We start from the raw sequence: 15094 nt of genomic DNA, 5'->3' as shown, positions 1-15094 counted from the left end.
GAGGAAATCTAATTGGACCTGTCAATCGACTCCAGGCGGACGTACTGGCCGTAGTAGGCTGCTCCCCCACCCAAATCCGTCGGGTTGGCGGCGATGAGCTGGTTGGCGCCTCCTCCCAAGTGCATCCAGTCCCCCCGTCGATAGACCACCGAGCCGGGATCCAGTTGCGGCTCTTCCATCACCTCCACCACCAGTTGCCCCAGCGGAGAGACGAGCCGGGCGGGAAGGCCGGCTGCGACACCCTGGGCCCGGGCCGTTTCCGGATGAACCCGGACAAGCGGCGGCCGCCGCTGATCTTCCGGAGGAATCTGGGAATGGGTGGCGGAGCGGCGAATGAGGGTAAGAAGCCGCAACGGATATTCCGACGGCGCCGGGGGCTCCCCGTGGAGTTCCGTGGGAACCCGGGCCAGGCCGTCCGGATGATCGAAGCGCATGCCTTCGTAGGCCACCAGGGGGCGGGCGGCGCGTACAAAGCCGCGCTGTCGCAAATCGTCCAGGGAGACATCCAGACACGGGGAGGTCAAAGACCGGGCCAGGCACGTCTCCTTTTCGGGCACCTCCACCGGCGGATCCAGCCGTCGCCCCAGATCGCCCACCATCGCGTGGTCGTCCCGGGCTTCTCCGGGAGCCTCCACCACCGCGGGGGCATAATGCACATAGTCGTGCAGAAACGACCCCACCAGATCCTCCTGTTCCAGCATGAGGGTACAAGGCAGGATCAGATCGGCGCACCGGGCCGTATCGGTCATGAAGGCGTCCACCACCACCACGAAATCCACCGCTTCCAGGGCTGCCGCCGTTCGCCTGGAATCGGGGGCCTGGTTGACCACGTTGGATCCGTTGATCCAGACGAACCGGATGGGAGGATCGGAACATTCCTGGATGGCCCTTCCGATGCCCGCCACAGGAAGGGCGCGCGGGGGCGGGCCCCACCGGGCCCAATCCGTGTTGAAGTTTCGAAGAGAGAGGATGCCGAATCGGCTCCCGCCCCCGGCCCTCCCCACGTTCCCGCTCAAAAGGGCCAGGGCGTTGATGAACCGGACGTTCTCGCCCCCGAAGGGATGGCGCTGAAGCCCCCACCCCACCAGGGTGGCCGTGGGGCCGGGCGACGCGTACCAATGGGCCACGCGTTCCGCATCCGCCGGTGAGACGCCGCACGGAGCCAGAAGATCCTCAAGGGACGTCTTTTGGAGAAGTTCTCGGAGAGCGTCCGCGTTGGCGGTCCGGTCCACGGCCGCCTGGGACCACCCGCGCCGATCCAGCAGGATCTTCAAGACGGCGGCCGCCAAGAACCGGTCGGTCCCCGGGCGGATCCGAACCCGATGATCGGTATAAGGGCCGTTGCCATCGCCCCCCGGAGATAGAGTCAAGACCGGCACACCCCGGCGTCGAAGGGAACGGATGAGAGCGGCCAGGTGCACGGAACCCCGGGACAGATCGCGCCCCCAGTTCACCACCCGGCGGGCGTTCGCCAGATCTTCCAGGGCGTTGCAGTCCAGGGACCCGAAATCCGCCTGGCAGGCCGCGATACCCGCCGCGTCGCAGAGCGCCCCCGAAACGGCCGTGGCCCCCAGACGGCCGAAGAAGAATTTGGGGACGAGTTTCAGCACTCCCTTGGCCCCGTCTCCCTGGATGTGCAGGATGGACGCCGGGTCTTCCCTGCGGGCCGCCTGCAGCTTTTCGGCGCAGCGCTCCAGGGCCTCGTCCCAACCGATGGAGCGCCACCCGCCCCGGGTCCGAAGCAGGGGCTTCAGGATGCGATCCGTTCGTTGCAAGCGTTTGGGAAAATGGCGGATTCGGGAGCAGAGAAACCCCCTGGTGATGGGATGGCGGGGGTTTCCACGAAGGGTCAAGCCGCCGGAACCATGGCATTCCACCACCAGGGAGCAGGTGTCCGGACAGTCCTGGGTGCACGCGGTCAGTTTTTCCGGCATATCCATGTCTTTCCCGTTCTTTGCGGGATCATTCCAGGGAAGGCTCCTGCGGTTTCGGCAGGTTCTGGAGCAAATGGAAGGCCGCCCCCAGGCGCCGCGCCAGATTCATGAAGGCCGCCGGGAGCGGCACTTCCCGATCGGCCAGCAGAATTCCCCAGTCTCTGGCAGCCGCCAGGGTCTCCGTGCTGTCGATCCCTTCGTGGCGGTCGCACAAGAACTGCACCCGGAGAGCGTCGGTCAGGGGAATGCGCATGTCCTGAAGGTCCACGGCGATGCGGCCGATGACCGACTGGATGCGTTCCGCATTGGCCTCGGCGTAGGACCGGTGGGGTTCTTCGGGGTTGGGGGTGCCGAAGACGCGGTTCACCACCGCTCCCGACAACCGGATCGCGTCGGTGGCATCCCGGCCCGTGCCGGACGTGGCCACATAGTCCTTGAGTCTTTTAAAGAAAACCATCTTGATGATCTCGACGCCTTCTCGGAGCACCGGGACGAGATTTCCTGCATCGGACATGGGGTTTCTCTCCTTTGCGAATCGTTCCCCTTTTCGGAACAACACGGTCAAAAAAGATGGGGGTAGCGCGTGCGCAGGGCCGTCACGGACCGGGGTTCCCGCAAAAGGCGCCAGGCAATGAGCGGGTAGGTGAAAAAACGCCCGTGACTTGCCTGCACGCCGCCGCGTATGATCCAAAAAAGATCGGTGAGCGCTACGCACCAGAGCCACAGAGCGGCCGCGGTTCCGGAAAGAAGGAATCCTCCCACCGCGCCGTAGACCGTCATGGCGGTCTGAAAATTCACGGCCTCACGGCCGGCAAAGTCGATCCAGGGAGAGTCTTTTCGCTTGTAGATCCAGACAACCAACGGGCAAAGCAGATGCCCCACAGGCAGCCAAAGGGAGCTTGCGGGAATCCACCAGATCACGCCGAGCAGGGCGCTGAAATGGCACATGCACGCCCAGGTGTGGGCCTCGTCGGTGTTTCCAAAGGCCTCGTCCTCATCCTTGCCGGTTCCCGGCCTTTTCCGTTCCAAATCCTCTCCATTCGTTCCCATGGGCGATTTCCTTGCTCTCTGCTCCCGTCGGCCCTGGAGGTTTCCGCTACCCCCCGCATGGCAGCTGCCCATGCCCGCGAAAGACAAACAGTGTGGAAGGGAACCGTGGGGGCTGGTGGGCATCCCCCCTGCCCGCAGGCACGGCAAGGGCGGGGATCCGTGGCATCCCAGGAGCCCCGATCCTGTGCTCGCCATCCTAGCACAAGCCGGCGGGGACGGGCAAAAGGGATGGAAGGGAGCAGAGGCGTTCTGCGGCTTTCGTGCTTGTCTTGTCCGACTAAATCGTGTATCGTATTCATAAGATTTTGTACCAACGATATTCGGAGCTGGCGCTATTCTGATCAACGTGTTTCGCATATTCATAAGGCTACTTTCGTCCCGCCGGGGAGGATGGCAGCCCGCAAGGCACCGCCCGTTTTTTCGCTTCTTTGCCCAGGCGCCGTGTGCTAGGGTGAATTTGGTCACATGAGACAGCATTTCACAGCATCAAAAGGGGGCACACCATGACCGAGGCGTTGAATCCGTTCAAGATCGCTCAAAGGCAGTTGGACAAGGCCGCCGAAAGGCTGGGCCTGGATCAGGCGACCCATGAATTTCTGCGCTGGCCCATGCGCGAGTTCTCCTTCACGTTGCCGGTGAAGATGGACGATGGCAGCACTCGGGTCTTTCACGGCTTCCGCGTCCAGTACAACACGGCCCGCGGTCCGGCCAAGGGGGGCCTGCGCTGGCATCCGGACGAGACGCTGGACACGGTGCGGGCCCTGGCCGCCTGGATGACCTGGAAGACATCCGTGGTCGACATTCCTCTGGGCGGCGGCAAGGGGGGAATCGTTTGCAACCCCAAGGAACTTTCCGAGACGGAAAAGGAGCGGCTGGCGCGCGCCTACATTCGGGCCATCGCGTCCGCCCTGGGGGTTACCAAGGACGTACCGGCCCCCGATGTGTACACCACGCCGCAGATCATGGCGTGGATGATGGACGAGTACGAGACGATCATGCGCGAGCATCATCCCGGGGTCATCACGGGAAAGCCCGTTTCCATCGGCGGCTCCAAGGGTCGAAACGACGCCACGGCCCGCGGGGGCATCTACGTCACCCGCGAAGCGGCCAAAACCTACGGCATCGATCTGAACGGCCAGACCATGGCGGTGCAGGGCTTCGGCAATGCGGGCCAGTTTGCGGCCCTTCTGGGCGAAGAGCTCCTGGGCCTCAAGCTCGTGGCGGCTTCCGATTCCAAGGGCGGCGTCTACAACCCCAAGGGCATCGATGCCAAGGCCCTGGTGGACTACAAGCTGCAAAACGGAACGCTCCAGGGCTTTCCGGGCGCCGAACCCATTTCCAACGAGGATCTTCTGGAACTGGATGTGATGGTGCTCTTTCCTTCCGCCCTGGAAAACGTCATCACCGAGGCCAACGCTTCCCGCATCCGGGCCCGCATGATCTGCGAGCTCGCCAACGGGCCCACCACGCCGGAAGCGGACGAGATCCTCTTTGAAAAGGGCGTGATCGTGCTGCCGGACTTTCTGGCCAATGCGGGCGGCGTGACCGTGTCCTATTTTGAGCAGGTGCAGAACACGTACAATTTCTATTGGGAGCTCAAGGAAGTCCATTGGCGGCTGGACGAAAAGATGACCCGTGCCTTCCGGTCCGTCTATGAAATGGGCAGCCGGGAAAAGATCCACCTGCGGGAAGCCGCCTATCTGGTCAGCGTGGCGCGGGTGGCTGAAGCCTGCAAGCTCCGCGGCTGGGTCTAGGAGGCTTTTCCGGTCCGTCATCGGGCAAGCTCCCGGGAGACAGTCCGAAAACGTCCCGGACGACCGTTTTTCTCGTAGCGCAGCCCTTCAGGGCTGCGGGCAAATCCCCGCACGCTGGACAAGCCATCGGGTATTTCCTGTCACTTCTAGGGGTTCCGATGGACCTTTCCGCGGGGCTTCCAGCCCCGCGGAAAAAGGTTCCCGCAAATCCATGAGCCTACCGCAAACACTCGCAACATTACCCGTCGTTCCAGCATCTTGTTTCAGCCTCCGAAGGGCTGCGCTCCATTGGGGTTCCCTCGCGGTCCCGCTCCACAGGATCCCACGCGTCCCCGGCCGCCTCGGACCTTTCCTGCACCCGCCCCAGCGCCCCCCGGAAGTGCGTCATCCGCGGCCTCCATCGGTGAGCGTGTTTCCTTTTGTGCCTTGAGCGGGTATAAGATGGACGCGGACTCTCATGCCCCGGAAAGGAACCATCGACATGAAAGACGTGGCCTTCGGCCCCATCACTCGGCTCCTGCGGACCTACCACCTTTTCCAAAAGATGATGCGTTATCCGAAACTGCTGGGCCGGATGCGGGAGATCTTCCTGCAAGCGCTTGTCAACCGAGGCGTCCTTACCGAGGAAGAGTTGGAACGGCAGGTTTTGAGGGTCCTGGAGGGGGAGGGCCTCCCGCCGACGGAAGCCAACAAGAAGCGAACCCGGCAGGCGCTCATCGACCTTCTCTTCGCCACCCACTTTTCCGAAAAGGAGGCGGACGACCACATCAACCTGGCCCGCAAGCAGGACCGTTTCCGCAATCTCAACCGGGTGGTCAACGCCGAAGGGGCCACCTCCAAGCAGATCAAGAAAGCCCTCAAGGAATTTTGCGCCATCCCCCAGGGGGATCTCTACATCGATCCCAGCGAAGCGGAAGGCGTCCGGGTGGCACTTATCAACCACTTCATTTCCAATCAACTCCCCTTCATCGGGATTGCCAAGAAATACATCACCATCCGGGATATCGACGAACTGGTGGACCACACGTACTGGAGTCCCCGCCGGTCCGGGCGAATCGGCGGCAAGGCGGCCGGGATGCTCCTGGCCTACAAGATCCTCGTCCCGCGACTGGCGGAGCGGGATCCCGAGCTGGAGGCCCATGTGAGGGTGCCCGAGTCCTACTATTTCAACTCGGGGATCTTTTCGGATTTCATCGATTACAACGGCCTCCATACGTTCCACAGCCAGAAGTACAAATCCCGGGAGACCATCGAAGAGGAATACAAACACATCGCCGAGCTTTTCCAGAGAGCCGTCTTCCCGCCGGACATGGTGGCCATGTTCCGAAAATTCCTGGAGATGGTGGGGGAGCATCCACTCATTCTTCGTTCTTCCAGCCTCCTGGAAGACAATTTCGGACATGCGTTTTCCGGAAAGTACGATTCCGTCTTTCTCGTCAACCAGGGAGACCTGGAACGCCGTCTGGACGAATTCATCTGGGGGCTTAAGCGGGTTCACATGAGCACCTACGGCCCCGCTCCCATTCTCTACCGGCGGGATCACAACCTGCTCGATTTCGACGAGAAGATGAGCGTTCTGGTCCAGAAGGTGGTGGGGCAACGCCACGGAGACTACTTTCTTCCCTTTGCCGCCGGGGTCGCCTTTTCCAGAAACACCTACCGATGGACCCCCAAGATCCGCAGCGAGGACGGAGTCGTCCGGCTGGTGCTGGGCCTGGGCACGCGCGCGGTGGACCGGGTGGCCCAGGACTACCCGCGCCTCATTGCCTTGAGCCATCCCGGGTTGCGCCCGGAGGGAAGCGCCCAGGAGATTATGAAGTATTCCCAACGCATGGTGGATGTCTTGAACCTGAAGAAGGGCTGCCTGGAATCCATACCCTACCGGGAAGTGATGCGGGTGCTCCCCCAGGACGCCTCCTTTCTGGCGCTTTCCTACAACCGCGACGGTCATTTGGCGCCTCCCATGTTCAAGGGCCGATCCGAACCCCTGGAGCGAAGCTGCGTCACCTTCGACAACTTCATTCGCCGCAGCCGCTTTGTGCCTTTGATCCGAAAGGTTCTCCGAAGACTGGACGAGGCCTACGGGTGGCCGGTGGACGTGGAATTCGCCTGGGACCAGGACAAGCTCTACCTGCTGCAGTGCCGAACCCTCAGCGTTCGCGAGGAAATCCCCCAGGTAACCCTTCCGTCGGACGTACCGAACGAGGCGATCCTCTTTACCAACTCCCGGGTGGTCTTCAACGCGGTGATCCCCAACGTGGAATACGTCGTCTACGTGGATCCCAGGGCCTACGGCCGGATCCCCGACTACGACGGGAAGCTGGCCGTGGGCCGTGTGGTGAGCCGGCTGAACCGCAGCCTGGAGGGCAGGCGTTACGCCCTTTTTGGTCCGGGTCGCTGGGGCAGCAACGACATCAATCTGGGCGTACGGGTGGGCTACGAGGACATCAACAGGACCCTGATCCTGGGAGAGATCGCCTTCGAATCCCAGGGCGTCACACCGGAAGTCTCCTTCGGCACGCACTTTTTCAATGATCTGGTGGAAGCGCGGATTGTGCCCGTGGCTATCTACCCGGATGAGCCGGGCAGTGTGTTCCGGGAAGATTTTTTCCTGAAGACGGAGAACCGGCTGGCCGAACTGCTCCCCGACGCCGCCCCCTTCCAGGATGTGGTGCATGTGGTCCATGTTCCCTCCGCCGCCCAAGGGGGCTATCTCCACGTCTATCAAGATGCGGAGTCGCAGAAGGGCTTGGGCTTCGTCGGTCCCCACAAGGACGCCAAACCATGAAAAACTCTCCACCTCGGAGGAAGTGCCCATGAATCGCCTTTTTTGGATCCTTTTCGTCTTGCTGCCCGCCTTGGCCTCCGCCTCCGCCCGGGCGGAGGCGCCCAGGGAGATCGCCGGCTATCGCCTGGGGCAAACCCTGGGAAGCTGCTACGATCGGGTGGTGGCCGGCCCCGTCTATCCCGTGCGACTCCGCCCTTACCTCAAGGAAGTGCCCGTGATCGTGCCGGAAGGCTTTCAGAGCGGCTACATCATCTACGGCGATTGCGCCGATCCGGGCGCCATTGTGCGCATCAAGGTAAAATATGCCTACGACGGGCGCAGGTTCTTCGAACGCCTGCTCGAGCGCTTCAAGCGCAAATTCGGGGATCCCGACGAGTACGTGGGCGACGCCTTCCAGGCCTACGTGGCCTGGAAATGGTCCTTCCAAGAACCGGACGGACAGAGGATCTCCATGATCCTGAGCCACTACGGCGGCGACGACGAAGAACACACCCAGGGAAACGCCTTGAAACTCACCCTGGCCTCCCAGATCGAAAAGGAACGTCTCTGCTACGAAGCACAGGCCAGGCGGATGCCCAAACCGGGCATCCGCTTGAGAGCGGGGCAGGGCAGGGGGAAGGAGCCCAAGGATTGGGAGAGTCTCCTTCCGCGTCCGTAGGAGCTTGTCCGCGAACGGCGCGAAGGAACGCTTTTCTCGTAGAAGGATTCCCGGATGTTGGATAGGCCATCGTTCATTTCCCGTCACTTCATGGGGTTACGATGACCCATCCCGCGGGGCGGAAGCCCCGAGGCTAGGAGCCTGTCCGAGAATGGCAGATTTGCGCCGTTCAACGCCCATTCGTCATCCCCGCGAAAGCGGGGATCCAGAATTTCCAGTAGGTTATGGCCCCCCGCTTGCGCGGGAGTGACGGGTGGCGGAGTTTTCAGACAGGCTCCTGGGAAGTGATTGGAAATTACCGGCCTCTTGAGCCTGAAAACCATTGTCGGACAGCGTCCGTAGGATCCCTTGAGGAACAGAGATCCGCAGCCTGACCCACATCTTCGGCTGCCCGGCCCGGATCTCGCGGCTGCCCTGCGTCTGGATGACGGCGCCTGTTTGGACCGGGACCACGTGCCACCCTGCACGCGGGGTGTGGGGGCGGATCACCGGCACCCATGATACTGAACACGCACATGCCGATGGATCTCGACGAGCAACTCTTTCACTTTCTTGCGGATTACTTCAGGGAGGAGGACCAAAGAAGGGGCGTTTATGCCGTGACGGCGGTGGGGGAATTCGTTCCGTCCTCACTGGCCCATGTTGGCCAGGGTATGGGGAACTTCCTGCGGCGGTACGCACCGCACCGCCGATGGCTTTTCCTGGACGCTGGCAGCGGAGACGGGCGCCTGGTCGTGCTCCTCGCCCTGGTTTTCGGCCTTCGCACTGTGGGCGTAGAATACGACGAAGAGCTCCACCGGAGATCGCTCCAAAACATTCGGAGGATCTCCCGCGTCCACCCGCCACCCCATGCGCCGCAGATCCTGTGCGGCGATTTCCTGGACGACGCCCTCTATGCAAAACATGGCCTGCGATTTGCCGATTTCCATGTGGTCTTCAACTACGCCAACAACCACACCCTGCTGGCGGAAAAGGTGGCAAGGGACGGCGGGGAGGGCGCTTACTTTCTCCTTTACTCACCCCGGCCCACCGGTGAGAGCTTTTCGGGGCTTCGGTGTGTGGACACTTGGGAGCTGAGCCCAACGGCTTCCGTGTGCCGGGGCCCTTATCTGCAGGTCTACCGCAAGATCTGAACCGTTCTACTTCATGTCCACGAGACGGCGCTGCAGATCGTTCCAGGGGAACCGTTTCCCAGGACAGTCCGTGTTGGCACCGGGAACGTCCCCGTGGCCGAGAATGTGGCTGGGTGGGATGCGGTAGTAGTGAACCAGTTCCCGCACGAGCCGGGCCAGGGATTCCATCTGCCGGGGCGTGGGCAAGGCTTGATTGAAGTCGCCCACCAGGGCGATGCCGATGCCATGCTCGTTCATTTTTCCCACCTTGCAGTGGGCGCCTTCCTTTTGCTTGATCCAGCGGGGAGCCACCTCGATCTGCCCGTCCCCTTTCCCGAGAGAGCCGTTGTCGATGAGGAAATGGTAGCCCAGGCCGTTCCAGAAACCTCTCTTTTGGTGGTTGCTATGGATGAGGCTCGCGTTTCCGATGTCCGTGGCCGTGTGGTGAATCACGATGTAGCGCCAGCACGTGTTGGGGTAGAGGGGAACCACATTCTGGAAATAACGGGCGTTGGGGATGATCAGTTTCTGGCCGATGCGGATGACGGCGCCGGGCTTCAGGCCGTTGGCCCGATAGATGTCGTCCATGGGAACCCCGTACATCTTGGAAAGCCGCCAGACCGTCTCCAGGGGCGCCACTTCGTGAACGACGGTCCGAGGCCGTTCGTTGACCTTCAGGGGTTCCTTGACCACCTGAACCCTCTGGGGATGGGACGGCCCCACCGGGGGCGGGGGGGAATAGGACGGGGTGCGCGGCGACGGGGCACCACCACACGCGCCCAGCATCAGGGCGATCAGAACCGCCACGCCACCCATCTTCAGATGGGTACTCACGGACAATCGGGCTCCATGCAACCTTCCACCTCCCGGAGCGGCATTGGCAAATGCCTATTGGATGTCATCGGAGACCGACCGATGTCTTGAATGTTCCCCCGGGCCTCGTGGCTCGCCACATCACAGCGAAAGACCTTCGGGTGGTTCTTCAGGCAAGGTCCAGGACCAGGGCCGTTTCATCGCAATCCGGAAACTTGTTGCAATGGAGGCAATCCGCCCAGATTTTTTGCGGAAAGATGTGCTTTTCCACCTCCTGGAACCCTTGCTTTCGAAAGAATTCCACCTCGTAGGTGAGCACGAAGACCCGATGAATTCCCAGCTCACCGGCTTCCTGCAAACACGCCTGCACGAGGCGGGCTCCGATGCCCCGCCCTTGCCATTCATTCCTGACCGCCAGGGAACGGATCTCCGCCAGATCCTCCCACACAATATGCAGGCTGCCGCATCCGAGGATTTCGTGGGTTTCCTCGTCCTCCCACACGAAGGTATCCCGAATGTTCGTGTAGAGATCGTTGAGGGATCGCGGCAACAGTTTCCCTTCCGCGGCAAAGGCATTGAGGAGTCTGTGCAGGTGTTTCACATCGGAGATGCGGGCCTTTCGGATCATCGATGTCCTTGTTCCTTTCCACTTCCGGCCTTAGCGGATCCCACGGCGCTTTTTCCTAGTTATCAACCGATCCAGACTTTCCAACAGCAAGAGGACATCTTCCCGGGATGTTTCCATTCCGGGGGCTGCGCGCACCGTCCCTTCGGGATAGGTCCCCAGGGTCCGGTGGGCCAGTGGAGCACAATGGAGGCCCGTTCTCACGGCGATCCCGGCCTCGGCGAGAAGGGCGCCCACGTCCTGCGGGTGCATGCCGAGGACGTTGAACGAAACGGCGTTGCCCCCGCGGCAATCCGGGCGATAGACCCGAACGCCGGCAAGGGACGCCAATTCTTCTTCCATCCATCGCGCCAGCTCTCTTTCGCGCCCACCGATATTCTCGACTCCGTGCCCTTCCACCACCCGGATGCCGGCATGGAGGCCGGTGATTCCCATCACGTTGGGCGTACCCGCTTCGTACCGGTCCGGAAGCCGTTCCGGCTGTATCCACTCCTCGGAACGGCTCCCGGTACCCCCTTCCAGGAGCGGAAGGACCTCCACGTGCGGGCCCACGTAGAGAAGTCCCACACCGGCCGGCCCCAGAAGGCCTTTGTGTCCGGAGCAGGCGATCATGCCGGCTTTCCACTTGTCCGCCTGCAGCGGAAGGATCCCCGCCGTCTGGGCTGCGTCCAGGAGGAAGGGCACCTCCCGTTCATGACACATCTCGGCGATGGTTTCCACAGGAAAGAGGGCCCCGTTCACATTGGAGGCATGGGGAAAGATCACCAGCCGGGGTGGCGGATCCAGGGCACGGCACAACGCATCCGCGGAGAGGGAACCGCTGGGGGAGCACGGAATCCACTCCACCTGCACATCCCAGTCCCGCATGAGGCGGGCCAGGGGACGGGCCACGGCGTTGTGTTCCATGGAAGTGGCCACCACCCGATCTCCCGGGCGCACGAATCCTTTGAGAGCGCAATTGATCCCCTCCGTGGCGCTCTTGGTGAAGATCACACGACGGAAATCCTCCGTCCCCAGGATCCCGGCCGCCGCGCGGCGCGCTCCCTCGATCGCCTCGGCCGCCTGCTGCGCCCTGCGGTGCGTTCCACGGCCCGGGGCGGCCAATTCCCGCAACGCCCACACCACCGCCTCCTCCACTTCCCGGGGCTTGGGAAAGCTCGTGGCAGCATGGTCCAGGTAAATATCGGGACCGGTCCCCCGGCCGTCGGGACGTTTGCTTCGGATCACGAGATCCGCTCCTTGCCGGTGTACAAGGTGAACTTGCCGGCCCGGGCATACCCGATGAGCGTGATGTTCAACTGCTCGGCCAATGCAATGGCCAGCGTGGTGGCGGTGTTCCGGCTCACGACCATGGGGATGCCCACCTTGGCCACCTTGATGATGATCTCGGAGGTGAGACGTCCCGTGGTGACCAGCAGCTTGTCGTCCAGAGGCATTTTGCGGAGCAGGGCATGGCCGACGAGCATGTCCACGGCGTTGTGGCGTCCGATGTCGTCTCGGAACACCACGATCCGGCGGCCGTCCGCCAAGGCGCAATTGTGAACCCCGTGGGTTCTCTTGTAGGTCTGGCTCAATGCGTTCAGATCCCCAACGTGGCGACAGACCGCCTCGGCCGGAATGCGAAGGGCGCTTTCCGAGGGCTGGGCCAGGAGCGCATCCAGGGCATGGTAAAAAAGAGTCCCTTTGCCGCAGCCCGAGGAGATGGTTCGCTTGTGGAGCAGTTTTTCGCTCAACGACGTGTCGGAGCGGACCTCCAACAACACGCGCCCTCCTTCCATATCCACCCGCAGGTTCAGGAGGTCCTCCACGCTGTCCAGAAATCCCTCGGCATAGGCAAAGCCCACGGCCAGCTCTTCGAGGTGGTGCCCCGCACACAACAGGGTCACGATTTCCCGCTCGTTCACAAACAGGGTGACCGGCCGCTCCTCGATGACCCACTGGGTCTCACGGCGAACGAGCCCGTGGCCGTCATAGAGCCAGGAGTCGACGGCGGAGACCTTTTCGTCCGCCTGCTCCGGTTGGCGGGGATCCTCTCGTCCCATCATCATCGGCGACTCAACCTTTCCCATGGCCCCGATGTTCACCCCCCATCAGGGAAGCTACTCTGACAATCCAGGTCGAAGCGAACCTTCGGCAAGCGCGCCCCTGTGGGGCCAATGGTCCTTCGCCCCCACAGCTCCTGTCCACCAAGGGAACAAGGCCGCGTTTCCCCTAACGGTCATGGCCCAATTAGCTCCACCCCGCATGATGAAAGAGCGGGCCGGAGCAAGGGCATTTGTCGGAACGCCCCAATATGCCGTTGTCTATGAGTCACTTCGCGCCCATTGCATTGCCGGGCATCCTCATTGCGGCCTTCGCAGTTCCTACAACTTAAAAGATTTGCGTCTATTGGCGTTCATTTGCGGTTCTCTTTCACATTAACGAATCCCGGCTGCTTTCCATCTCGACGGGCGGCCGTAGAACCCGCCCTTGCAAGACCGGCTCCCGCCCTCTCACACCCCGCAAAAATAATCGGCCAGGATCCTTGCGTGATCGAAGGCCAAAACGCTCGGCAGGGCCTGCGGCGAAAAAAGCTTGACCTTTCTGGCGTCATCGGCCGCCCGGGGCGTTCCCCGACCGACGGCGGAAAAGACCACACTGACCACATGCCCCCGGGGATCCCGGTCGGGGTCCGAATAGGCCCGAAACTGGCGGAGATCCATGAGTTCCAGACAGGTTTCTTCGGCGGCCTCCCGCACGGCCGCCTGTTCCAGGCTTTCCCCGTAGTCCACGAAACCTCCGGGAAGCGCCCAACCAAGCGGCGGGTTCCTGCGCTCGATGAGTACCACCCGACCCTGCACCAGGATGATGATATCCACCGCCAGGGAAGGGTTCCTCTGACGGGTCACGGGAGCACCGCATTGGGGGCAGGGGATGAGGGGGGCTTCCACAGCTAGCGATCTCCTTCCTTCCCCGGGAGCAATAGATGTTCCAGCACCAGCACCAGGAAGATGCCTGTAACCAGACCGTTTCCCAGCATAACGCGAACCAGGCCGGGAAGGGAACCGACAAAGGCGGCCGGAAGAAAAGCCGTCACCGTTCCGATGAGAAGAGGGATCCCCACGATGAAATAGTCCCGGCTTTCCAATGCGCCCTTTTGGGAGAGAAGGGCAACGCCCGCGCCGATCTGACCGCCCATGGCCACCACCATGGCGGCGGCCACCACGGCCCCGGGGGGCAGCGCCAAAAGGGCCGTAAACTTGGGGAGAAAGGCGGCGGCAGCCAGCAGGACGCCGCAGTAGGCCAGGGTGTAGCGACTGGCCACCCGGCTGGCCAGAACCACCCCGGGACCCGTGCTGTAGGAAACCGTTCCCACCAGGCCCATCAGGCCGCAACAGATACCCGAAATACCGTTGATGAGCAACCCGCGTCTGAGGCGGTCGTCCAAATCGGAGTCCGTCGTGATGGCGCTCAGTCCCTGGACGCTCCCCACGGTATTCACGGCCACCGCCACGTAAGTGACGGAGAAGGCGACGAAGGCGGAGGTGTTCCAAGCGGGTGCCCCGGGGACCCAGGAAGAGGGCAGGGAGATCCAGTGGGCCGTCCGCAGAGGTTCCAGGCCCGCATGGCCCCAAAGGCCGAAAACCACCGTTCCCAGAGCCATGCCCAAGGCCAGGCTGAACGTTCGCCAGATTCCCCGCAGGTAATGACCCAGGACGGCGATCAAGACGGATAAGGCCAGGCTCACCGCAAGCACCCCGGCGCGGCCTGCGTCCCCTTCGGAACCGATTCCCAGCATGGGCGGAATGAGGTGGGGGAGAAGCGCAAAGGCGATGAGCATGAGGATCACGGCGATGACATTGGGAGTGAAAAGCCGAAAGAGCCGTCGGGTCAGGCCCATGCCCACAACCACCAGGAGGCAGAAGGCCGCTGCCGCCGCTCCCCCTTGCACAGCCGCCAATCCCAGCGGCGCCAGGGAGACGTAGGTCAGAAGATTGGCCGTGGACGGGCCTTCGAAGAGGGGGTAGCGGTGCCCGAAAAGGGCCTGCACGCAGGTGAAGACGCCCGATGTTAGAAGGGTCAGTTGCAAGAAGCGCACTTCCTCTGCGGCCGGCAAGTGGAAGGCCTGGGCGGCGATTTTGCCCGTCACGATGAGGGCCGGAAAGACGATGACGGCCCATTGAACCCCATAGAGAATCGCCTGAAGGAAGGGAGGGTGCTGGTCCAGACCGTAAAGATAGGCTTGTCGCGGCATGCCGGCGGCGCTCCGCTCTCTCAACCCGCCGTAGCCCTCGGAGGGCGGGTGGGGGCGCCGGAGAGCGGCTGGCGGCGGGAGCGTAGTTGGGGATTCCAGGACAGGCTCCCGAGAGGCTGTCCGACC

At 62.5% G+C, this 15094-nt stretch carries 13 protein-coding genes; 4 read left to right on the top strand and 9 right to left on the bottom strand.

Annotation, left to right across the window (positions count from 1 at the left end):
- Positions 1-8 precede the first annotated feature (8 nt).
- The 3 genes from BUB04_RS09135 to BUB04_RS19315 are packed head-to-tail and all read right to left on the bottom strand — an operon-like array spanning position 9 to position 2984.
- Positions 9-1934 (bottom strand): molybdopterin-dependent oxidoreductase, encoded by a 1926-nt coding sequence (locus BUB04_RS09135; protein WP_084076355.1) that lies wholly within the window; start codon positions 1932-1934, stop codon positions 9-11.
- 28 nt (positions 1935-1962) lie between these two features.
- Positions 1963-2448, bottom strand: a complete 486-nt coding sequence (locus tag BUB04_RS09130) for a hypothetical protein (protein WP_073038692.1) — start codon at positions 2446-2448, stop codon at positions 1963-1965.
- Between the two features lie 47 nt (positions 2449-2495).
- Positions 2496-2984 (bottom strand): DUF4870 domain-containing protein, encoded by a 489-nt coding sequence (locus BUB04_RS19315; protein ID WP_073038691.1) that lies wholly within the window; start codon positions 2982-2984, stop codon positions 2496-2498.
- A 503-nt stretch (positions 2985-3487) separates the two neighbouring features.
- Between BUB04_RS19315 and BUB04_RS09120 the strand changes: the two genes are divergently transcribed.
- The 4 genes from BUB04_RS09120 (at position 3488) to BUB04_RS09105 (ending at position 9317) form a co-directional block, all read left to right on the top strand.
- Positions 3488-4738, top strand: a complete 1251-nt coding sequence (locus BUB04_RS09120; protein ID WP_073038690.1) for a Glu/Leu/Phe/Val family dehydrogenase — start codon at positions 3488-3490, stop codon at positions 4736-4738.
- Positions 4739-5219: 481 nt separating this feature from the next.
- A complete protein-coding gene (locus BUB04_RS09115; protein ID WP_073038689.1) occupies positions 5220-7526 on the top strand; it encodes a PEP/pyruvate-binding domain-containing protein in 2307 nt (768 codons plus the stop codon).
- A 28-nt stretch (positions 7527-7554) separates the two neighbouring features.
- Positions 7555-8184: a hypothetical protein gene (locus BUB04_RS09110; protein WP_073038688.1), complete on the top strand. Its 630-nt coding sequence runs from the start codon at positions 7555-7557 to the stop codon at positions 8182-8184.
- 497 nt (positions 8185-8681) lie between these two features.
- Entirely contained in the window at positions 8682-9317 is a 636-nt protein-coding gene (locus BUB04_RS09105; protein ID WP_073038687.1) for a protein-L-isoaspartate O-methyltransferase family protein, read from the top strand.
- Between the two features lie 6 nt (positions 9318-9323).
- Here the strand turns inward: BUB04_RS09105 and BUB04_RS09100 are convergent, their stop codons facing one another.
- The 6 genes from BUB04_RS09100 to BUB04_RS09075 form a co-directional block, all read right to left on the bottom strand.
- On the bottom strand, positions 9324-10130 hold the full coding sequence (locus BUB04_RS09100; RefSeq protein WP_143156427.1) for an N-acetylmuramoyl-L-alanine amidase: 807 nt from the start codon (positions 10128-10130) through the stop codon (positions 9324-9326).
- 148 nt (positions 10131-10278) lie between these two features.
- The gene (locus BUB04_RS09095; protein ID WP_073038685.1) at positions 10279-10737 is read right to left on the bottom strand and encodes an N-acetyltransferase; all 459 of its coding nucleotides are present in this window, start codon (positions 10735-10737) and stop codon (positions 10279-10281) included.
- Between the two features lie 30 nt (positions 10738-10767).
- Entirely contained in the window at positions 10768-11961 is a 1194-nt protein-coding gene (locus tag BUB04_RS09090) for an aminotransferase class V-fold PLP-dependent enzyme (RefSeq protein ID WP_178371949.1), read from the bottom strand.
- Entirely contained in the window at positions 11958-12782 is an 825-nt protein-coding gene (gene fdhD / locus BUB04_RS09085; protein WP_178371948.1) for a formate dehydrogenase accessory sulfurtransferase FdhD, read from the bottom strand. Before fdhD ends, BUB04_RS09090 begins: the two co-directional genes overlap by 4 nt.
- A 444-nt stretch (positions 12783-13226) precedes the next feature.
- Entirely contained in the window at positions 13227-13664 is a 438-nt protein-coding gene (locus BUB04_RS09080) for an NUDIX hydrolase (protein ID WP_073038684.1), read from the bottom strand.
- A 2-nt stretch (positions 13665-13666) separates the two neighbouring features.
- The gene (locus tag BUB04_RS09075) at positions 13667-14968 is read right to left on the bottom strand and encodes a uracil-xanthine permease family protein (RefSeq protein ID WP_073038683.1); all 1302 of its coding nucleotides are present in this window, start codon (positions 14966-14968) and stop codon (positions 13667-13669) included.
- Positions 14969-15094 lie beyond the last annotated feature (126 nt).

The sequence above is a fragment of the Desulfacinum infernum DSM 9756 genome (genome assembly GCF_900129305.1).
Taxonomy (GTDB): Bacteria; Desulfobacterota; Syntrophobacteria; order Syntrophobacterales; family DSM-9756; genus Desulfacinum; species Desulfacinum infernum.
This window is presented reverse-complemented; position numbering and strand designations above follow the sequence as displayed.